The sequence below is a fragment of the Tolypothrix sp. PCC 7712 genome (assembly GCF_025860405.1).
GTDB classification, from domain to species: domain Bacteria; phylum Cyanobacteriota; class Cyanobacteriia; order Cyanobacteriales; family Nostocaceae; genus Aulosira; species Aulosira diplosiphon.
On sequence record NZ_CP063786.1, the window covers coordinates 122,128 to 141,859 of the forward strand.

General features: G+C 40.9%; 20 protein-coding genes and 2 pseudogenes. 20 read left to right on the forward strand and 2 right to left on the reverse strand.

Features of this window, described 5'->3' with window-relative positions; translation table 11 throughout:
* Positions 1 to 154 precede the first annotated feature (154 nt).
* The 11 genes from HGR01_RS37250 (at position 155) to HGR01_RS37300 (ending at position 6,820) form a co-directional block, all read left to right on the forward strand.
* Entirely contained in the window at positions 155 to 625 is a 471-nt protein-coding gene (locus tag HGR01_RS37250; protein ID WP_081584142.1) for a hypothetical protein, read from the forward strand.
* A gap of 262 nt (positions 626 to 887) precedes the next feature.
* Positions 888 to 1,373, forward strand: a complete 486-nt coding sequence (locus HGR01_RS37255) for a hypothetical protein (RefSeq protein WP_045873807.1) — start codon at positions 888 to 890, stop codon at positions 1,371 to 1,373.
* Positions 1,374 to 1,426: 53 nt separating this feature from the next.
* Positions 1,427 to 1,990, forward strand: coding sequence for a GNAT family N-acetyltransferase (locus HGR01_RS37260; protein ID WP_045873808.1), 564 nt, complete (start codon positions 1,427 to 1,429; stop codon positions 1,988 to 1,990).
* On the forward strand, positions 1,987 to 2,526 hold the full coding sequence (locus tag HGR01_RS37265) for a hypothetical protein (protein ID WP_017307475.1): 540 nt from the start codon (positions 1,987 to 1,989) through the stop codon (positions 2,524 to 2,526). The genes HGR01_RS37260 and HGR01_RS37265 overlap by 4 nt, the downstream gene beginning before the upstream one ends.
* A 322-nt stretch (positions 2,527 to 2,848) precedes the next feature.
* Positions 2,849 to 3,148, forward strand: a complete 300-nt coding sequence (locus tag HGR01_RS37270) for an HNH endonuclease (protein WP_071524687.1) — start codon at positions 2,849 to 2,851, stop codon at positions 3,146 to 3,148.
* 134 nt (positions 3,149 to 3,282) lie between these two features.
* Positions 3,283 to 3,450 carry a hypothetical protein gene (locus tag HGR01_RS37275; protein ID WP_010993844.1) on the forward strand — a complete coding sequence of 56 codons (168 nt, stop codon included), beginning with the start codon at positions 3,283 to 3,285 and terminating at the stop codon, positions 3,448 to 3,450.
* 96 nt (positions 3,451 to 3,546) lie between these two features.
* The gene (locus tag HGR01_RS37280; protein ID WP_045873809.1) at positions 3,547 to 4,149 is read left to right on the forward strand and encodes a siphovirus Gp157 family protein; all 603 of its coding nucleotides are present in this window, start codon (positions 3,547 to 3,549) and stop codon (positions 4,147 to 4,149) included.
* Positions 4,150 to 4,579: 430 nt separating this feature from the next.
* A complete protein-coding gene (locus tag HGR01_RS37285; protein ID WP_045873810.1) occupies positions 4,580 to 5,029 on the forward strand; it encodes a hypothetical protein in 450 nt (149 codons plus the stop codon).
* 183 nt (positions 5,030 to 5,212) lie between these two features.
* Positions 5,213 to 5,581: a hypothetical protein gene (locus tag HGR01_RS37290; RefSeq protein ID WP_045873811.1), complete on the forward strand. Its 369-nt coding sequence runs from the start codon at positions 5,213 to 5,215 to the stop codon at positions 5,579 to 5,581.
* Positions 5,582 to 5,628: 47 nt separating this feature from the next.
* Positions 5,629 to 5,850, forward strand: a complete 222-nt coding sequence (locus tag HGR01_RS37295; protein WP_045873812.1) for a hypothetical protein — start codon at positions 5,629 to 5,631, stop codon at positions 5,848 to 5,850.
* A complete protein-coding gene (locus tag HGR01_RS37300) occupies positions 5,840 to 6,820 on the forward strand; it encodes an SLOG family protein (RefSeq protein WP_052335394.1) in 981 nt (326 codons plus the stop codon). The genes HGR01_RS37295 and HGR01_RS37300 overlap by 11 nt, the downstream gene beginning before the upstream one ends.
* Before the next feature lie 212 nt (positions 6,821 to 7,032).
* Here the strand turns inward: HGR01_RS37300 and HGR01_RS37305 are convergent, their stop codons facing one another.
* A complete protein-coding gene (locus HGR01_RS37305) occupies positions 7,033 to 9,300 on the reverse strand; it encodes a heavy metal translocating P-type ATPase (protein WP_081584143.1) in 2,268 nt (755 codons plus the stop codon).
* Between the two features lie 143 nt (positions 9,301 to 9,443).
* Here HGR01_RS37305 and HGR01_RS37310 point away from each other — a divergent pair, with 143 nt between their 5' ends.
* The 4 genes and pseudogenes from HGR01_RS37310 (at position 9,444) to HGR01_RS37325 (ending at position 12,244) form a co-directional block, all read left to right on the forward strand.
* Positions 9,444 to 9,797, forward strand: coding sequence for an ArsR/SmtB family transcription factor (locus tag HGR01_RS37310; RefSeq protein WP_045873859.1), 354 nt, complete (start codon positions 9,444 to 9,446; stop codon positions 9,795 to 9,797).
* Positions 9,794 to 10,204: a MerC domain-containing protein gene (locus tag HGR01_RS37315; protein WP_045873813.1), complete on the forward strand. Its 411-nt coding sequence runs from the start codon at positions 9,794 to 9,796 to the stop codon at positions 10,202 to 10,204. The genes HGR01_RS37310 and HGR01_RS37315 overlap by 4 nt, the downstream gene beginning before the upstream one ends.
* 100 nt (positions 10,205 to 10,304) lie before the next feature.
* Positions 10,305 to 10,746: pseudogene (locus HGR01_RS37320) on the forward strand (hypothetical protein).
* Between the two features lie 166 nt (positions 10,747 to 10,912).
* Positions 10,913 to 12,244, forward strand: a pseudogene (locus HGR01_RS37325) (Nramp family divalent metal transporter).
* Positions 12,245 to 12,329: 85 nt separating this feature from the next.
* On the opposite strand, the gene HGR01_RS37330 reads toward HGR01_RS37325, so the two are convergent.
* Positions 12,330 to 12,908, reverse strand: a complete 579-nt coding sequence (locus tag HGR01_RS37330) for a hypothetical protein (protein ID WP_045873814.1) — start codon at positions 12,906 to 12,908, stop codon at positions 12,330 to 12,332.
* Positions 12,909 to 13,107: 199 nt separating this feature from the next.
* On the opposite strand from HGR01_RS37330, the gene HGR01_RS37335 reads away from it, so the two are divergent.
* From HGR01_RS37335 to HGR01_RS37355, 5 genes are all read left to right on the forward strand, one after another.
* Positions 13,108 to 14,745, forward strand: coding sequence for an AAA family ATPase (locus tag HGR01_RS37335; protein ID WP_045873815.1), 1,638 nt, complete (start codon positions 13,108 to 13,110; stop codon positions 14,743 to 14,745).
* 124 nt (positions 14,746 to 14,869) lie between these two features.
* Positions 14,870 to 15,436 (forward strand): DUF192 domain-containing protein, encoded by a 567-nt coding sequence (locus tag HGR01_RS37340; protein WP_045873816.1) that lies wholly within the window; start codon positions 14,870 to 14,872, stop codon positions 15,434 to 15,436.
* A gap of 371 nt (positions 15,437 to 15,807) precedes the next feature.
* A complete protein-coding gene (locus HGR01_RS37345; RefSeq protein WP_045873817.1) occupies positions 15,808 to 16,407 on the forward strand; it encodes a hypothetical protein in 600 nt (199 codons plus the stop codon).
* 93 nt (positions 16,408 to 16,500) lie between these two features.
* Entirely contained in the window at positions 16,501 to 16,836 is a 336-nt protein-coding gene (locus HGR01_RS37350; RefSeq protein ID WP_045873818.1) for a hypothetical protein, read from the forward strand.
* A 42-nt stretch (positions 16,837 to 16,878) separates the two neighbouring features.
* Positions 16,879 to 19,707, forward strand: coding sequence for a hypothetical protein (locus HGR01_RS37355; RefSeq protein ID WP_045873819.1), 2,829 nt, complete (start codon positions 16,879 to 16,881; stop codon positions 19,705 to 19,707).
* Positions 19,708 to 19,732 lie beyond the last annotated feature (25 nt).

Consider the following 19,732-nt stretch of genomic DNA (forward strand, 5'->3'; position numbering starts at 1 on the left):
CATCATGATAGTGTCAAGGTAGTTATCAAGATGGAAACACGCTCAGTTGTTCCTGTCTGCGGATAAGTTTACCTAGATAATACCTAGACATTACCTAGATATGAGCAATACAGGGAGAACAAAGAAGCTAGCATCTTTCAACTGTGACCAAAAGATGTGGGAGCAGTTTATCGCCCGTTGCAACTCGAAAGGCACAACGGCAACGGCAACACTCACCCGTTTTATTGAGCTATACCTAGATGGTTCTTTAGATGACCTTGATGCAACTGCTGGTAATCAAGATAAACGTTTGGACTCTTTAGAACAAAAAACTGAAGAGATAACAGCCCAAATGAAACAATTTGCTGAGGCGATTATTAAAATTCAAAATTATCTCAACAACCAACCGAAACGGCAGAAGAAATCGTACAACAACAATTCATATTATCAAGGGCAAACTCCTCGAATCCAACCACTAACCGAAGAAGGTTTAGCTTCAAGACTTGGTGTAAGTGTAGAAACTATACGCGAGCAGCGAATTAATCTGCCACCACCGCTTTTTGTGGGATGGTGCAAAGGCAAGGATAGAGCAGGGTTAGGGTGGGAATTTAATCAGGATACGGGGTTATATCATCCGGCAAGTTAGAAATTTTTATTAATTTTAAGAATTTCTGAATTTACACTGATTCGCTCTGTTAATGCGATCGCGGGTAAGAAAAAGAATAGGGCTTTAGTTCCTCCTGGAGATAATGCCGATCCGCGCTAACACTACGGTGCTGGCTGGTGTACACAAACAAAACTTCCTTCCAGGTAAGGGATTAGAACCAACAGAGCGTTCTGATTATTGTGTAACTGAAAGCTAAAATTTTAATAATGTAGGGGTATATCTGACGAAGCAATGCAGGGAAATGACCGAACTATATAAGGCCGGAATCATTGAGGTAACAGAAGCCGAAGATGAGGATGAAGATTTATTTGAAGTCGCGGTACATTTTGACGGCGATATTTTTCTTCCCAGCGTTGTTTTTGAAGGCAAAGACCACGCATTGCGGCAAGCTAAAAAACTTTATGATTGGCTAGAAGCTAATCCAAAAGAAATTAAGGGTGAGCGACTGCGCTGGCAATCATATACAGTTAATCGTGAATCTTTAAGAGAATATCCAGCTTGCTATTTACCTTACTACTACTCAAGATATGAGCAAAGTTTAGAAGTTTCAATTTTTGAGCGAGACAAAGAAGCTATTGCTTATGGTTGGTTGAGTGCTGAACCTTTACCTTACTATGTGAATAAAGAAGATAATTTGGTAGTTATTGGAGAAATTTCAGATGATGCTGTACTAGCTGGTTGGCATAAAGCTACTGATATACGCAGTTATTTTTACTCTTTTATTTAGTAGTAAAATAGCCGTTATAAGTTTAAGAATAAGGTAATAACTAGGAGCTTTAGGTGCAGCGAAAAATTTCATTAAAAAGAGGTATTGATAACACATCTATTGAAGCATATTTAGTAGATTTAGGACAAAACCACGTTGATGATTATGTAAATAATTGGGTCGAAAAATTAAGGTTATTTACTCAAGAAGATAAATACTGGGACTGGATATTTAAATTAAGATATATTGCTAATCAAGAAAATCTTGAAGGTTATGCAGTTGAGTGCGAAAACACAACTCAAGGTTTAATGATAATAGAAACACAAATGCACGGTTCCCGGTTGAATATTGGTAAGAGACTAGTTTATGTTGATGGTATTGCAACTGCCCCCACTAACCGAATTGAAATTCAGCGTCCGCCTCAATTCAAAGGTGTTGGTCAAGCACTTTTAAATTTCGCCAGAATTAGAAGTGTTGAGCTAGGGTATGAAGGTAGAGTTGGGTTGCATTCTTTACCAAGGTCTGTAGGGTTTTATGAAAAACAAAATATGTTTAACTGCGGGACTGAAGAAGAATACGATAATTTGGTTTACTTTGAGTATGGGGCATTGAGACAGAGAGCAGGTGAAAATTTATGAATCATCAACAGCAAAATAATAATTCTCAGGTGAACGAGCCAGTAACAACCCAAGAAGCTATAGATTTACTTTTTGGTGAAGGATGGCTCGATGAGGCTGTTCGTATCGAAGATGAAGCCAATTGCACTATTGGTGCTGGTTTAGATTGGGGTAATGCACTACCACCTTTAATGCTCAACCTTCCTTTATTTGGTCGCCTATCAACGCTGCGTGTATCACTTAACCGTGAAATCAGACTAATAATTGAAACATGGGATTTAGGTGTAGGTACAAAAGCGGCAACAGAGACTGCAAGGAGACGCATTAAAGAGCGGTTACTATCTCCTGCGCCTGAGCTATTACCTCACTTAGAAGCCACCCTACTGCAAGATGATTTATACGGTGAAGAGTTTATATCTAACCGTGAAGCTCTCAAATCACTACTTGCAGTACTGCTTACTGATTCTGATAGAGCAGAAATTGCAGAGACAGCTGCTAATTCAGTACGCGCACAAGTTATGTCGCAGGTAAATTTTTCCGAAAAACTTTCTGCTTAAATACTTAATATAAAAACAACAATATTGCATCAAATTCATCAAAGGAGCAACTGCAAGAGTAGTAGATCATCTGCGTCAATCATTAGCTTGCTCCGCTAGAAATCCGCACCGATATCAAAGACTTATATTTTATTTTTTGGCGTAACCTGCATTGTTCAATTACAATAATCAGTGCATATATATCCTTTTTTAAAAGTTAAGAGTCCCTTAACTACGCAAATAAATTTATAAACAAAACTGAATATAAAAAAATTAAGTATATTATGATAAACATTAACGATATAATCAAAATTATTTTTGTGTCACCCAAAAGGACTGATTAATGACTAGCAAAACCCGCAGTCGCTATTCTTCAAACTGGGATACTATCGCACTTGAGGTCAAATCAAAATCCGACTGGAAATGCACGCGCTGTGGTATACAATGCTTACGCCCAACTGATAAAAGAGATGGGTTAAATCGTAGAGAACGCAGTATTAAAACTTTAGTGGTTCACCACTGGAATTATCTGCCCGAAGATAATCGAGTCGAGAATCTCGCGGCTTTATGCACAGCTTGTCATCTGCTGTTCCATACGCGACGACGGGGAAACATATCACCAGGACAACTATCTTTGTGGTAGAAAAGCCAGTGGTTAAAGACAAATCAGTAGTAGATAGTTATGAGAAAGGTAAAAAATAAATATTATCTTTCTAAGTCAATATCACAACATTTGCTAACGCAATAACTTCATTGAAAAATTGAAGTTGTATAGACATGAAAACTACTACTAATTCTAATCTAAAAGCTAACAAAAAATTAGTAACCTCTGCCCAGCAAATTCAACAAATAAGCACCTTAATAAGCGAGGCGGATTACTACGACTATGAAGCAGAATTAGCACAAGAAAAGTCAGATTACTATCACTTGCGGTACGGGTACTAGATTCAATCTCCCTTCAAGCATCAACTCTTCCTAGTCAACAAGCAGTAGCAGGTAAATAGGTAACTGCTACTGGCTTTTCATATCAAAAAGTAAATCATGACTCAAGCAATTGAACGCGAAATCAATCAACTCACGCTCAAAGAGTTAAGTTTAGATGCTGCTAAACTCTGGTCACAGATAGAAGAAGCAAGCGAGTTAGGCGAAGAAGGTAAAGTAGAACAACTCGTACAAGAACTGATGGGTGTTCAAGATGGTATCGAAACTAAAATCGATGCGATCGCTTGGGTAGTTGACCAGCTAAATCTTGACCTTGAAACCTGGGAAGAAAGAAAAGTGCGAGTAGCCGAACTCCACGACCGGGTAATCTCACGTCGTAAAACTCAACTTGAACAAATCAAGCGTACCCTGATCCATCTACACGAGATTGGATTAATCAGTGACAAAAATATTGGTAAAGAAAGGGTAATTGAAATCAGGGATAACCCACCCAAAGTCGCTAACTTACTAGTAGAGGTAGACGATCAAGAATTTCCTGATGAATTTAGAGTTATTAAGTACCAAGCTAATAATAAGGCAATTCTTGAAGCCTATAAATCTGGTAAAGATATTAGCGATGTTGCTGAGATAACTATTGGGAAACAGGTAAGGTTTAAGGTGCAATCAGCTACTAAGGGGCGCAACAAGAAAAACCACAACTAATGGCATACGCCTCAACCATATAAATCAAACACAGGTATATCCCATCATTTTACAAATATATCATCAAATGGTTAAGAGTCAAATCTTAATCATTTTTATTTTTTCTAACAACTATACCTCAATTTTAAGCTTATTAAAAAAATCATCAAAACTTTGCTTAAATTTAAAATCAGTGAATATACAATCGGTAAAATAGTAAATATCAATTTTAGCAGCAGTAATTATGTGCCGAACTAGGTACAAACATCGTTACGATAGGTTGGTATATTTAACCTTCTGTAATGTGGTTCAGTAGGTAATTGCAATTGATTATGTATTTTCTAATTTCCAACTATCAAGATGATAATTCAAACTAGCCTTAAGTTTAATCTTCAGGTATGCAATCACCACAAATAAAAATTAAATATTAGCTATCGGGAGCCACCTTCAAATGTCATATCATCAAAATCGAAGTATAGTTATCCGTAACGCTATTATCAACAGTTTGTTTATTATTTGGTGTTTAGTTTGGCGTACTGGTTTGGGGCTAACCTTTTTCATCATCTATGCTTCCCTGGGCTACATATATAACTGGCCATTCTACCTTCCCATTTCGATTATTTTAGGATTTGTCCCTTGGGGCTGGAAGGTGCAAGAAGAAAGAAGGATTAGAGAAGAAGAACAAAAAATTAGGAATTTGAAAAATAAAATTGAGGATGGTGTTATCTATGCCAGAGCCGAATCAAATGTCGAGATAAATTACAGGGGAGTTATCTTCCTAAAATCAGTATTTGGTCTATTTGTTAGCGGATTTTTGGGAATAATACTTGGCTGGAAAGCTATTTTGGAAATGATACTACAGTTAGTTGATAATATTAGAACAGTTGTTAAATATATGTAGAGTGACATCTTTATCTAAGTAAACTAAGCGTAAGATATTTCATTACTATTACACCATTAATTTTTTATCGTATCTTTACTTCAGAGTAAATTTACACAAGCTCACGCTTTGATATAAATAGAAAGCTGGTATACCGCTTCATTAAATAGCCAGTTACTAATTATATCAACAGGAGTTCAAACAATGGAATTAGCACAGTATATGCTAACAGGGCTTCTCTACATTCTTATTTACGGATTTTCTACTCTCTTCATTTTCCAATTCTTGCTAGAGATATCTATCGCTTTTGAAAAGCACTGCAACTGCACTACACCTATAAAACATACTGTAACTCAACCCGAAAACTTAACTGATAAATCCAAACTTCGGATATCTAAAAAAAATCAAGTATCTACAAACAAACATATCACTGTTCAACAGTTAAGAAAAAGATGCTCACGAGCTGGAATAAAATGGAGTTACGCTATTCAAGTTCCTAAAACAGGCAAAAAACGACATCTCAATAGAGAAGAAATGTTAATAGCCCTAAGCCAGATTAAACAGTCAGCATAATAAAATATAAACTGATAGTAATTAATTCTATTATCAGTTTATATAAAATGGACAATTACTGTATTTGTTGGCGAAGAAAAAATTCTAGTAAAGACGCAACACCCCTAATTTTCAATCATCCAAATTCTAGACAAGAAGCAATGATGAAAGGTGATTATGGAGAGATGGAATTATGGGATAACCTAACTGCTGCTCAAGCAGAAGTAAAAAAATTTAATCACAGATATCCCAATCTTTTCTTTTGGGTAAAAGAACCAAATGTCAAATAATCATCCCTACAAAATGATTCCTGATAGAGTTATTAAACTAGCAGAAAACCAGATTTTTGTATTTGGCAGCAACACACAAGGAAGACATGGTGCTGGAAGTGCTTTATTTGCGCGACAGTACTGCAATGCAGAATACGGTAATCCCCAAGGACGGCAAGGACAATCCTGGGCGATCGTGACCAAAGACCTAAATAAGGGTATCCGGTCAATTCCCCTTCCCCAAATAAAATCCCAAATTGAGAAACTAGTCGAATATGCAAAGACTCATCCTGAACTAGAATTCCTAACAACTAGGATTGGATGCAATCTTGCAGGATACACTGACCTAGAGATAGCTTCCCTGATTAGCAATTTCAATCTTCCTCCTAATATCTGGTTGCCCCAAGAGTTTGTTGATTTCCTCATAGAAGATAAACCAACCCTAAAAGTAGCATTTACAGGAAACAGTCACAAAAAATTTGATGAGGAAGGATGGAAGCAGGTGCGTAACCGACTTGAAGCTATGATTGTTCGTGCTTGCGATCGCGCCCTTGAGTGGGGTTACAAACGCATCCAGTTCTATTCAGGCATGGCATTGGGAGTTGATACCGCAGCAGTAGAGATAATCTTAGGACTCAAGGAGAAATACTCCATTGAGATAAACCTCACTGCTGCCGTACACTGCATCAACCAAGATGCCAAATGGAATAATCTCGATAAGCAGAAGTATCATTGGCTCTTATCCCAATGCGACGCTATCAAATTTATTTCCAACTTACCTTATCAAGAAACTGGAGGAATCAAATGTTTAAATGCTCGTAATCGATGGATAGTTAATCAAATAAAAAATGCCCACGATATGATGATTGCTATCTGGGATGGGCAACCTGGAGGAACAGCTAATTGTATCGCTGATGCAGCAAAATTAAACCGGAGAGTCATAATTTATAACTGGGTTACAAACACTTATCAAAAGTTGGGAAATTGGTAAATTAATCAGCAGTCTTATTGATTGCTGATTCATGCTTACTAAGCATATCTTTAGTAATAGATAACATTGAAGTAGTGGATATCCAAGAAAAGATTGGGAAAATCAGGAATAATTACTCACCGTTCGCGTAATTGAGTCAGGAAATAAAAAATTAAGTCAAATGGCTAAAAGCTTTGTCATACATGAATAAAACACATTAACCATTGGGATATCTAGCCTTTGGAGACAATGACCGATAGAGTTCGACGACTTAGTTGAATAGCGTAGCCTAAACGTCTCAAGTCATTTCCCACTAGCACGACATCAGCAGTTTCCAACGCCACATCAATTTTGCCCACAGCAAAACTGACATCTGCGGCGGCTAGAGCAGGGGTATCATTGATACCATCGCCTACCATACCTACAACACTAGAACGACGCAGCTGATGAATAGCTTGCAATTTATCTTCCGGTAGTAATTCAGCCTGGTACTCCTCAATACCAACCTGCTGGGCGACCTGTCGTGCTACGGTTGAGCGATCGCCCGTCAGCATCACCAGTCGTTTGAGTCCAATGCGTTTGAGCAGACGCACAGCTTCTGCGGATTCCAGGCGTAATCCATCCGCCAAGGCGATCGCTCCTACTAATCCTTGTTGTGTTCCAATTAACACTGGAGTCTGTCTTTGAGATTCAATTTCAGCCAACAGAGATTTAGCAGCCACCGAAAGTTCAATGTTGTGTTCCTCAAACAATCGGCGATTGCCCACAAAGTAGATAGCTTGTCCAAACTTTGCCCAAATTCCCTTACCAGGAACAGCAGTAAAGTCTTCTGGAGTCTCCAAATCCAATCCTTGAGCCGTTGCCTGGGCTACAATGGCTTTTGCCAATGGATGTTCTGACTGTTTCTCTAAGGAGGCAGCAATTAGCAATACCATGTTGGCACTCATCGAACCCAAATGATGTACCTTCTGCACCACTGGCAGTCCTTGAGTAATCGTGCCAGTCTTATCAAAGGCTAAAGCTGTGAGCCGTCCAGCAGTCTCCAGCGCATTTCCACCTTTGAACAGCACTCCTTTATGGGTGGCGGCTCCAATCGCACTAATCAGTGAAACAGGTGTAGCAATGACCAAAGCACAAGGACAGGCAATTACCAGCAATACCAAAGCTTTGTAGAACCAGAGACCGAACGGCTGGGCAAAAAACAGAGGCGGAACAAGGGCGATACCAGCAGCCAGGAGCAAAACAATAGGAGTGTAAATAGCAGAGAAGCGATCAACCCATTGCTGAATGGGCGCACGGCTTTCTTGAGCCTCTTCAACCAGATGAACAATCCGAGCAACAGTTGTATGTTTGGCAGTATGCGTGACCTCAACTTCTAAAAACCCTGTCTGATTCAGGGTTCCCGCAAACACTTGGTCTCCTTTTTCCTTGTTTTCTGGCAGAGATTCCCCGGTAATCGGAGACTGATCGACTGCACTTATCCCAGACATGACTATGCCATCGAGAGCAATCCTTTGTCCGGGGCGGATGGTCAAAATTTCCCCTACTGATATACTTTCGACTGGAACAGAAAGCTCTTGCCCATTCCGCCTCACCGTTGCGGTGGCAGGAGTTAGATCCATTAAGTCTCGAATCGCGTTGCGGGTACGACCGAGTGTGTAATTTTGCAGCGTTGTTCCGAGCGCAAAGAGAAAAATGACGAGTGCGCCTTGAAACCACTGATTCAAAATTGCCGCCCCGATCGCTGCTAAGGTCATGAGCAGGTTCATATCAGCACGACGCAATTTGAATGCAATCCAGGCTGCCCTGAGAATGGGTGTGATGGCAACAATTAAACTGATAACATAGAATCCCTGAGCAACCAGAGGTAGTGACAGTAGCTGTTCTGCAATCAACCCCAGTATTAGCCCAACGCCACTCAAAACAACCGTTTGTCCCCGGCGAGTATAGAGCCAGAATTGCCATCCACCTAGATCAGACTTGCCAGATGGCAAATTATCAGCCTGGTTTTCTGTGGAAACATCTATATTATCTAGTTCGACTGTGTAGCCCAAATCAGTAACACACTTAACTATGTCGGCTTCACTGGCTTGTTGCGGGTCATAAATTACGTTCAACCGTTCTGAAGCAAAGTTAACCGTTGCCTCAGTTATTCCCGGTAACTGCTGTAAATTTGTGGCAATAGTTTTAGCACAGCCGCCACAGTCCATGCCGCCTATATACGCTTGTAGAGTTTGAGCCGATAGTGTTTGAACTTGAGTGGTCTGATTGGGAATTGGTTCAATGCTGTAACCCAAGGCTGTAACCCTATCTCGAATAGTGGCTTCATTCACCTGCTGCGAGTCGTAAGTTACACTAAGCCGTTGGGTAGCAAAACTGACTTTAGCTTCAGCAACTCCGGCAAGTTTTTGTAAAGTCGCTTCGATTGTCTTAGCACAACCACCGCAGTCCATTCCACCGATTTGTGCCTGGAAAATTTTCAGTGCTGAAGCTGAGTTCATCTTGCCAGCCTTTCAAAAACGTGCTTTTGTTGAGGTCAAACGTATCAGTAATTGCTGATATGTAATATATTATCAATTAGTGATATGTTGTCAACGTATCAGCCGTTGGTAATATGTCATGGTGTAAAGCACACAATAAGCAAATGACTACCTGTACTAAAACGGCAGATTTGAAGGCCAAACTCTTTCGAGGATTTTCTGATCCCTCTCGTCTGTCCATCCTTAACACGCTGCGTAACGGTTCACTAACGGTAAGTGAAATCGTTGACCAAACGGGTCTTAGCCAATCAAACGTATCTAATCATCTCAGTTGTCTGCGCTGTTGCGATCTGGTGGTACGCAAGCAGCAAGGACGGTTTATGTACTACGAGCTTGCCGATATGCGAATTGCGAAGCTTTTAGATTTAGCGGATGAATTGCTAGCAGACGTAGCCAAAGGCGTTCGTCAATGCTCTCACTATGAACTGTCAACAAAGTTGACGACCAGCGTTCAATGAGCAAGCCAGACTATCAAAAAGACATCCAGAGACGATTAGACCAGGTAGCAATCGCATTCTCTGGGCTTTGTACAATCCATTGTTTGCTAACTCCCGTCTTATTCATCTTCTTCCCAGTTCTGAGTGCAACATTCGTCATAGGTGAGGATTTTCATGACCTTCTATTGTGGTTTGTATTGCCCGTCAGCTTATTCGCTCTATTGCTAGGCTATTTCCGGCGTAGAGACAAAGTGGCACTCTTGTTAGGGGCGATCGGTTTAAGTCAGCTAATCATTGCTGCAATTTTTGGAAACGAGTTTTTCAATGAATTGAGTGAGGTAATCGTAACTTCCTTGGGTAGTTTGATTTTAATTGCTGGACATATCCGAAATTATCAATTGTGTGCTTGTGATGAGTGCAAAGTATAACGAGGTAACAAGGTCTAACTCAATAAAAAACTGGCAGTCTTACAAGTATTAAAGAGCTAATTTCACAGCTTGATTATTGTTTCTAGCTTCAAGGAGTGACATGCTTGAGAGCAAGGTTCGGAATCAATATAACCAGGTAGCATCAATCTATGGCCAGCGTTGGAATTATTACATTTCCAATACCCTATCATTTCTTAAAACCTGGGCAAATTTACCTCCTACCGCAACTTTACTAGATATTGCTTGTGGAATTTGATAATCCCAACGTTGCTTTAAACGAGATGAAGCGCGTTCTGAAACAAAATGGCAATCTAATTATTTTGGACTGGTGCAAAGATTTTTTAGTTTGCCGTGTTTGTGATTGGATACTCCAGCGCATTGATCCAGCGCATCAGCAGTGTTATACCCAAGCAGAATTTCACCAGTTGCTCTCTAGTGCTGGGTTTTGTGTTCGACAATCCTCTACAGTCCGGTTTAGATTGATTTGGGAATTGATGGTTGCAACGGCTACAACTCACTCAGTTCAGAGTTTGAATGCGTAATATAGCTATTCTGCGCTCGCTCTGATTCAAGCTTGAGAATCTGCCCTTCTCAGGCTCTGTTCTCATTGAATCGCTCCCTGGAAGCATGAACTTTCCTCAAGGCTTTCTTAGCGTAGTGAGAAGGTGGTACGGTTAATTATGAAAGAATTATGAAAAAGCTCTAACAATGGCGCTCTCCGATCATCCTCCTAGCTTGCCAGAGGTTCACCGCAGTATCTCGATTCCTGCTGCTAAAGGCTTTTGGCGTAAGTTGCTGGCATTTGCGGGGCCAGGATACCTCGTTTCCGTGGGGTATATGGACCCTGGCAACTGGGCAACGGATATTGCTGGAGGTTCGCGATTTGGTTACACCCTGTTGAGCGTAATTCTGCTCTCAAACCTGATGGCAATTTTGCTGCAATCGCTCTGTGTGCGATTAGGTGTTGCCACTGGAAAAGATTTAGCGCAGGCTTGTCGAGACTACTTCAGTCCACGTATTAGCTTAATGCTGTAGGTGTTGTGTGAGATTGCCATTGCTGCCTGTGATTTGGCGGAATTATTGGGAAGTGCGATCGCCCTACAACTGCTGTTTGGCATTCCGTTATTGTGTGGCGTGTGCATCACGGCGCTGGATGTTTTGGCGTTACTATTCTTGCAAGGTAAAGGCTTTCGCTATGTAGAAGCACTCGTCATTATGCTGGTAGCAACCGTTGGTGTGTGTTTTGGCGCAGAAATTTTATTCTCTCGACCCGATGTGGGCGGAATTTTACAGGGCTACTTGCCCAATCGGGAAATTTTGCGAAACCCAGAGATGCTTTATATTGCGATCGGGATTTTGGGCGCAACTGTGATGCCGCATAATCTCTATCTACACTCGTCGATCGTGCAAACTCGCGCTTGGCAACCTACACCTGAAAAGAAATGGGAAGCGATCAAGTTTGGCACGATTGACTCGACCGTTGCACTTTCTTTTGCATTATTCATTAACTCTGCCATTCTGATTGTTGCCGCAGCGACCTTTCATTTCTCTGGCTATCACGAAGTTGCGGAAATTCAGGATGCGTATAAGCTGCTATCCCCTCTGCTGGGGGTCAGTGCTGCCAGTGCCATTTTTGGATTGGCGTTGCTGGCATCCGGACAAAGCTCGACACTGACCGCAACTTTGGCGGGACAGATTGTGATGGAGGGCTTTTTGAGATTTCGCCTTCCACCCTGGTTGCGTCGATTAGCCACTCGCTTGTTAGCAATTATTCCGGCTTTGATTGCGATCGTGTTTTTTGGTGAGCAAAGTACCGGGCAACTGCTCGTTTTCAGCCAGGTGATACTGAGTTTACAGCTTTCGTTTGCAGTGATCCCACTGGTGATGTTTACGAGCGGTCGCCGCTTAATGGGTGAGTTTGTCAATCCAAGGTGGTTAAAAGTTTTGGCTTGGGCAGTGGCTTTGATAATTGTTGCGCTAAACGTTTGGCTACTTTTACAAACAGGAATGAGACTATTTCCCTTTTTAGGACTGGGCTAACCTTTTGATGGAGTCGATTAAATTTCAAAACTGATGAACGCTAACCGCTTTCAGCAAATTGTCTATTGAATACTTTTTCACATCCTTAGTTTTTCCTTTGGGCAAGATAACCTTGACGGTAATCACTCTTCTTTAATTTGGAAGCTTGACGTGCAGACCACTGACGCATAGGAGTAACTTTCTCTACATGAAGTAGCTTCTGGCGATAAGTATTATTATCTGTCAGTTGGGCGATCGCACCAGCAATAAATCGAGCGCAGCGTTCTGGCTGAGATGAGACTTGTTCTTCTGCAAACCGGATAACCAGCCAGTTTGCATCAACAAAACACTTGTTTCTATAGTCATCCTCACCGATACAGTGAGTAGGCTTCCCAGTCGCAAATGAGATAGGTTCATCAACTTCCAAGTCTATGTGTAAGCCAGTATTTGGTTCAATCAACAGAAAATCAGCCGTAAATGGTAGCCGATGCCCCAGTGGAAGCATCATCTGCTGGGGAGAAACAATTTCACCAAAATAATGTTTGAGAACATTTTCAAACAGCCCCTCACTTGCCCCAATTGGTGCATCTCCTTGTCCAGACGGAAAAACTAAAGGGGTAAACTGTTTTTTCTCTTTCACTAACTCTGGAATAACAACGATTGGATATTCCGGTGTCTTTGCCATAACTGAAAATCGAAACACTTGGAAAATCAGAGTTCTTGGCAATTATCTAAATTCACAACACCATTACACAATCAACAAAATACTGAAAAGAAACCAACTTTTTTCTAATTTTTTGGATTTAGAAATTAGAAAATTATCAGTTATCGTACAGCATCTCTTCTAGATAAGATTGCTTCTGATTACGCTACAAGCAACTAAGATGAAGTCTAGCTTTGAGTATCTAGAAGACCTGCTTGCGGACAATTATCCAATCATCGCCTGTGAATCCCCCCTCCAAGAACGTCACCGCTTCCTCATTCGTCTTACTACTTCCTGTCAGCAAGTAGGTAAAAAAGTCTATATATGGAATTTAAGCGAGGACAGTATTAAAGAATTGGTCGTAAGCACCGAAAATAATCTTATTCTTCAAGAGTTTCATGACTATAAACCTTCGATCAAACAAAATACAGAAGATTATTTTCAAGTACTCAATTTTTGGAGAATTTATTCTGGCACTGGAGTACTAATCGTTGAGAATATTTTTCCTTGGTTAAAAGAAAGCATAACTAAAGATACTGAATTTCTTCTTCTATCAGAATGGATTAAGTCATCGCTAGTTAATCTAAAATTTCATACAAACAAAATTGATAAGACTACCATATTACTAGGAGCCAATGCCGAGATAGCCAGCGAGATAGCAGCAGAAATACCCCTTTGGAGTCAAGAATTACCAGATACACAAGAAATAATTGCTAGTTTAATTAGCAGTAATTTATTTCCTTTAATTTATACTGAACAAGACTATTTAGAAATTGCTAACGCTAGTGCTGGGTTGTATATTTATGATATTATTCATTGCCTAACTGATATTAGAAAAAATCATGACTTAGGAAATTCCAGTGAGATAGCAAAGCTTCTACTGGCAAAAAAAATTCAATTACTCAACCGCTTGTATGACATCGAATTCTTACCTCCACCAAAAGTCGAACTTGGTGGGTTAGAACTCATGCAGCAGTCATTCAAAAAGTTCAAGCGATTGCTTACCCCGCGTGCCAAACAATACAATCTGCGCGTACCCAAGGGGATTATGCTTGTGGGGCCACCGGGGACGGGAAAATCACACTCAGCAAAAGCCTGTTCCCAGAATATGGGTATTCCCCTCATCATGGTCGATTGGGGCAACTTTAGAAGTTTTGGCAACCAAGCAGAAATGAAACTCAAACGCTTGTTGCGACTGGCAGATAGGCTCAACCAAGTAATTTTGTACTTCGACGACTTTGATAAAGGCTTCGCCGGGGATGATGACCTCGCCAAACGGCTGGCTGGTCAGCTGTTGACGTGGATGCAAGAGCGTACGTCAGATGTACTGGTCATTGCGTCAGTTAACCGCATGGAATGGTTGCCACCCGAACTCACCCGTGCTGGACGGTTTGACTATTTATTTAAAGTAGACCTGCCCAATAATGGGGAAAGATATAGTATCTTCAAACTGCACGCTGCCCGGTTTGACGAACGCTTTCGCAATGGCGGCGACCCCTGGAGTGAGGAACAGTGGCGCAGAATTCTTAAAGCCACCAATCGCTGTGTAGGTGCAGAAATCCAGACAATTGTAGAACGCGCCGCTAGTACGATATTCTGCGAAACCATAACAGAAGATACCTACTCAGAAAGCCAACTCTCCACACTTGAACTAACAATCGAGGCATTACTAGAAGAACGCCGCCAGATTAACCCGCTTGCCATCCGCGAAGCCGATAGAGTCGAGTCGATGCGTAACAAAGCTGACCAACAAGCTTTACCTAGTAGTCCCCTCGACGAAAGCAAGTTTGCTGTTGGCAACATTGATATTTTCAGCTAGCACGCCTCATCAATCAATTCAAAGTTTCATCATGTTTGGACGAAAGCAAATGTAACCAAAACATTTCAACAGTTCATAATGCTTGCCATTTCTAACCACCTTACTATCTTATTTAGCTAAAACTATGGAAGTTACAAGACAAACTGCTCAAACCAACATTCAAACTAAACAAGCACAAAATCTTGAAAAAAGCCTATTTTTCAAATTCATCAAATTTATCAAATTTGTTGGGCCAATTGCTGGTTTTACTGCTGCCCTCTCACCCCTACCGCTATACTTTTGGACTCGCCAGCCCCAGTATTTACCTATTGGTGCAACCTTTACCAGTAACAATCAAACAGTTCAACTCGAATTAGCAGACGATAGAAAAGAATATGCCCACGGTCTCAAATTTCGTAACTCGATTCCTGAAAATCACGGAATGTTATTTGTCCTCAACAAACCTGAAAAAGTTAAACTTTGGATGAAGGATACGTATATTCCTTTAGATATGATATTCCTCCAAGACGGAGTTATCAAATCAATCGTAGAGGCAGCTCCCCCTTGCAAAACCAAAACCTGTCCTAAGTACGATTCCATCTATCCTGTTAATCAGGTTATTGAACTACCTGCTAACAGTACTAAAACCCTCAATCTCAAAGTAGGTAAGAAACTCCAACTCAATTTCAACCCAAACAAAACGCAGAATTAGTTGACGGAGATTTGAGCCATCACAACAACCTAGCGGTAAATAACCGTAATTACACTACCTCATATATCAATGTTTGACCCCCGATATAGCCTATATCGGGGGTCAAACATTATGAAATCAACCACTGATTTAATTATTGGAAGTTGTCAAGCAAATTTGTCTGAGTTTTTACTGAATGATTTACTGAAAAAGATAGTGTCTAAAAATAGAAAATTTTTAGATGATTTTACGGTTATTAATCCCATAAAATAATTTCACAAGTGAGAAGTTGGAGCAGATATTTACTCCAATCAAAACTTTGGTAAAAAGCAGTGTTTCGACCTTAGTTACTCTACAAAGTTTCATCCACTAATTTCTGAAATAATCTTTTTATGAGAACAGACTACGAATCTGATTTTGGTAGTGATCGCGCTCCTTCCCACGAAGAATACGGATACCCTGCTTCCACCCGTCGCAAAAAGCGCAACTGGAAAGAAAACGCCAGCATCGCCGGACTAATGGCAGTTGGTACTGGTTTGATGATTGCAGATATCTCACTCCACCACATGGTGATGGCATCACTCGCGTTTGGAACTGGCATCGTAGCGTTACTACCCAAGGAAGCAAACTTGCTACTTTCTAACTTTGAGAAATGGCAGCGCAAGTATGGCATCAATATTTATACTGTTCTGTTTTGCTTGGTAGGTGTAGTATTTATGTTTGATATCGCCACTGCACCCGCAAACGCCCAGTTTATGCAAAACGCAGAGGACTTCTTCACAGAGTATTTTACTGGTGTCAATGAAGATATTATTAGGTACGTATTTGCGGTACTGCGCGGTTTGTTCCTAATTTATCTGGGTATTGGTCTTATTAGGGTTGTTCAAGCAGCCAGAAACGACGAAGATTGGCAAACGATCGCCCGTACACCAATTATCGTTGCCCTCACAGTTGTAGTCGGAGACTTGCTTGCAGGACTGGTAACAGGCTGATACGTCACTCGTCAAAAAAGCCACCACGAGTGGCACAATTCCACAAGTGCCACTCATCAAGATTTCAAAAACTGACTTTTGTCTTTCGTAATAATGGGCAGAGAACGGGAATTTCGTACTGTCAACCGCGTATTAGGAGAACAGCCGCGCCTTGGGCCATTCCCCGCCGACCAAATTGTTCCCTGGAGTGCGATCGCTCTCATCTCCTACATGGTAGTCAAGGGTTTTATGCAAGCTTCCTGGCTGGCAACCGGAATGGTAACTGCTTGGGGATGGGCAACTTGGTGGACGGTAAGTTCCAACAAAGCTTTTTTTGGTAAGTTTGTCGGCACACCCCGCATCACCCGTGGCTATAAACCTTTTGTTTCTCTCGTTAATCCTCTACAACCTCAATCCCAGAAAAAGCACCAGCTGAAAAAACGCAGATAAAGTTGCTCAAGTAAAAAATATTACCGAACGAAACTACAGGCTATGAGTTCGACCGCCTCCACGAAAACAAAGGACAAAATTGGTAAAAAATCCCTTGATACCGAACAATTAGGTGTTGTCAAAAACCTAACACCGTTTGAGGATATTACTCATTTAGCTGGGATTGCAAGTATCTCGCTTGCTGGTCGTAGAGATATCGGCGCACTCATCCTCCAGAAAAAAGAAGATATTCAAATTAAGTTCTGCTTCGACGTACAAGGAGTCCACCCATCTTTACCAGAAGAACAGATTCTCCCGATTTTTGAAAATATTGAGGGCGGACTCAAAGAACTTCCCGAACGCGAAACCTTAACAATTCATCTTGGTTCGTTCACTGATGATTTTCTCCGACAGCAAGAACTAAAAAAGATAGAGGATAAATGCGACCTAGAGCAATTAACTTTATTAGTGCGATCGGAACGTCTGCGAACAAGAGAACTCACTAAAGCGGGAACTCGTAAAAATAAGTTTTTACGTTTCTGGTGTACCTATAGTGTCCTGGCTTCTGAAGATAGTCGCTCAAATGATGCAATTGAAAAAACTATCAAACAATTGCAAAATGCTTGGTTCCAATTTACTGGACAAATTCACGGTGTTCGGCAAGAACGAATCGAAACAATTTTACGGGATAGTTTTACCTCTGGGTTTCAACGGTGGGAACAACTTTTGACAAACTCAATGGGGCTTTCAGTGCGAGCAGTCACCAGTGAGGAAGTATGGTCAATTCTTTGGAGTCAATTTAACCGTAGCGATGCACCCAAAGTTCCCAATCCCCTCATATTAGATGAAGAGGGACTTCGAGAAGTTCAAACTAGCGATTTCCACATTCGCCACCTGATGCTAGAGAACGAAAAATCTGTCCCGTTTCTCGATCGCAGCTGGGTAAGACTGCAAGACAAGTATATCAGCGTTCTGCAATTTAGCGAAAAGCCCCAAGGCTGGGTAGATGAATACGCCCAGCTTCGATATCTCTGGGAGGTAATATCCAAAGAAAAAATCTCCGATACTGAGATTATCTGCCAGCTATCTAAAGCCAACCAGGGACTTGCCAAAACTGCTCTGCAACGGATTACCAAACAGTCAATTACCTCCAGCGCGATGTCTTCTGAGAAGGGGTCAATTGACGTAAAAGCCAATATGAACATCGAGGAGGCAGTTAAGGCACAAGAAACTATCCTCAGAGGCAGTCTCCCGATTCATACTGCTGTTGTTTTTTGTGTCCATCGTCACAGCCGTCAAAAACTTGATGAAGCTTGCCAATACCTTTCTAGCTGCTTCTTACGACCTGCTGTAGTTGATAGAGAAATCGAGTATGCCTGGAAAACATGGTTACAATGTGTACCTGTTGTTTGGGAAAACTTACTTACAAGACCCTTTAACCGTCGCCTCCCCTATTTCTCATCAGAAGTTCCCGGACTCATGCCGATAGTCAGAACAGCTACAGGAGATAAATCCGGGTTTGAGCTGATTGCCGAAGAGGGAGGAACCCCAGTACATCTTGATTTGTACAAGCAGCACAAGAATCTCGCCATTTTTGGTACTACTCGTGCGGGTAAATCTGTATTAGTAGCAGGTTTATTAACACCTGCCTTGGCTCAAAACATTCCCGTAATTGCACTTGATTATCCTAAACCCGATGGTACTAGCACGTTTACTGACTACACCAAATTTATGGGAGAGGAAGGAGCATATTTCGATATTAGTAAAGAGTCGAATAATCTATTTGAATTACCAGATTTAAGGGGATATGAACCTGAAGTTATTAAAGAGAGAATGACTGATTTCAAGGAATTCTTGAAATCAACATTAATGATTATGGTGTTAGGGACAAATCCTGTAGGTGTAAGTCCGACAATGGTATCAAATATTGAAAGTATCATTACAATCACAATTGAAACTTTTTACAACGATGAGGATATCAAACTTCGGTACAAGCTAGCATTAGAAAATGGATTGGGTACACCTGAATGGGCAGATATTCCCACACTTAAAGATTTCTATAATTATTGTTCGCCTGGATTTATCAAGCTGGATTCCATCACCAATAATAGTAAAGAAATTCTCGATGCCCTTGACCAAATCAGATTGCGATTAAAGTTTTGGCTAAATTCACGAGTTGGGCAATCAATCGCCAATCCATCTAGCTTTAGAACTGATGCTCGATTGCTTGTATTCGCACTGCGATCGCTTGGGAGTGAAGCCGATGCCGCAGTCCTTGCCCTGAGTGCTTATTCCGCAGCTTTACGTAGAGCTTTATCATCTAAAGTATCAATATTTTTCTTAGACGAAGCACCAATTTTATTCAATTTTGAGAGCATAGCCGAGCTAATTGGTAGGCTCTGCGCTAACGGTGCAAAAGCAGGTATACGTGTAATTTTATCTGCCCAAGAACCAGAAAGTATTTTCCAAAGTAAGTCTGCTTCCAAGATATTTGCTAACATCACAACCCGCCTGATTGGTCGGATTCAAACATCGGCAGTTGACCCATTTGTGAACAGGTTTAAATATCCTTATGAAATTATCTCGCGTAATAGTACCGAAGCATTCTTTCCGAAACGTGAAAGTATTTATTCACAGTGGTTACTTGATGACAATGGCAAACTTACTTTCTGTAGATATTATCCTGCTTATTGCTTACTTGCAGCAGTCGCAAATAACCCGAATGAGCAAGAATTACGCACTCTATTTCTCAATAAATATGCCGATAATCCAATGCTGGGTATGGTGAAATTTTCAGAAAGTTACATACAAATGCTTCGGGGAGATGAGTTAAGCCAAGAAGCACAACAATTATTGGATAACAATAACAATCAGCAATTAAAGTCAGCATAAATTATAGAAGAAAAACTAAGAATAA

What these genes read in the sequence shown, in the direction of transcription:
- HGR01_RS37355 (WP_045873819.1), top strand. Translation starts at nt 16,879, where the DNA reads ATGAGTTCGACCGCCTCCACGAAAACAAAGGACAAAATTGGTAAAAAA.
- HGR01_RS37250 (WP_081584142.1), top strand. Translation starts at nt 155, where the DNA reads ATGTGGGAGCAGTTTATCGCCCGTTGCAACTCGAAAGGCACAACGGCA.
- HGR01_RS37275 (WP_010993844.1), top strand. Translation starts at nt 3,283, where the DNA reads ATGAAAACTACTACTAATTCTAATCTAAAAGCTAACAAAAAATTAGTA.
- HGR01_RS37285 (WP_045873810.1), top strand. Translation starts at nt 4,580, where the DNA reads ATGTCATATCATCAAAATCGAAGTATAGTTATCCGTAACGCTATTATC.
- HGR01_RS37255 (WP_045873807.1), top strand. Translation starts at nt 888, where the DNA reads ATGACCGAACTATATAAGGCCGGAATCATTGAGGTAACAGAAGCCGAA.
- HGR01_RS37335 (WP_045873815.1), top strand. Translation starts at nt 13,108, where the DNA reads ATGAAGTCTAGCTTTGAGTATCTAGAAGACCTGCTTGCGGACAATTAT.
- HGR01_RS37310 (WP_045873859.1), top strand. Translation starts at nt 9,444, where the DNA reads ATGACTACCTGTACTAAAACGGCAGATTTGAAGGCCAAACTCTTTCGA.
- HGR01_RS37270 (WP_071524687.1), top strand. Translation starts at nt 2,849, where the DNA reads ATGACTAGCAAAACCCGCAGTCGCTATTCTTCAAACTGGGATACTATC.
- HGR01_RS37345 (WP_045873817.1), top strand. Translation starts at nt 15,808, where the DNA reads ATGAGAACAGACTACGAATCTGATTTTGGTAGTGATCGCGCTCCTTCC.
- HGR01_RS37330 (WP_045873814.1), bottom strand. Translation starts at nt 12,908, where the DNA reads ATGGCAAAGACACCGGAATATCCAATCGTTGTTATTCCAGAGTTAGTG.
- HGR01_RS37290 (WP_045873811.1), top strand. Translation starts at nt 5,213, where the DNA reads ATGGAATTAGCACAGTATATGCTAACAGGGCTTCTCTACATTCTTATT.
- HGR01_RS37315 (WP_045873813.1), top strand. Translation starts at nt 9,794, where the DNA reads ATGAGCAAGCCAGACTATCAAAAAGACATCCAGAGACGATTAGACCAG.
- HGR01_RS37265 (WP_017307475.1), top strand. Translation starts at nt 1,987, where the DNA reads ATGAATCATCAACAGCAAAATAATAATTCTCAGGTGAACGAGCCAGTA.
- HGR01_RS37295 (WP_045873812.1), top strand. Translation starts at nt 5,629, where the DNA reads ATGGACAATTACTGTATTTGTTGGCGAAGAAAAAATTCTAGTAAAGAC.
- HGR01_RS37280 (WP_045873809.1), top strand. Translation starts at nt 3,547, where the DNA reads ATGACTCAAGCAATTGAACGCGAAATCAATCAACTCACGCTCAAAGAG.
- HGR01_RS37350 (WP_045873818.1), top strand. Translation starts at nt 16,501, where the DNA reads ATGGGCAGAGAACGGGAATTTCGTACTGTCAACCGCGTATTAGGAGAA.
- HGR01_RS37340 (WP_045873816.1), top strand. Translation starts at nt 14,870, where the DNA reads ATGGAAGTTACAAGACAAACTGCTCAAACCAACATTCAAACTAAACAA.
- HGR01_RS37305 (WP_081584143.1), bottom strand. Translation starts at nt 9,300, where the DNA reads ATGAACTCAGCTTCAGCACTGAAAATTTTCCAGGCACAAATCGGTGGA.
- HGR01_RS37300 (WP_052335394.1), top strand. Translation starts at nt 5,840, where the DNA reads ATGTCAAATAATCATCCCTACAAAATGATTCCTGATAGAGTTATTAAA.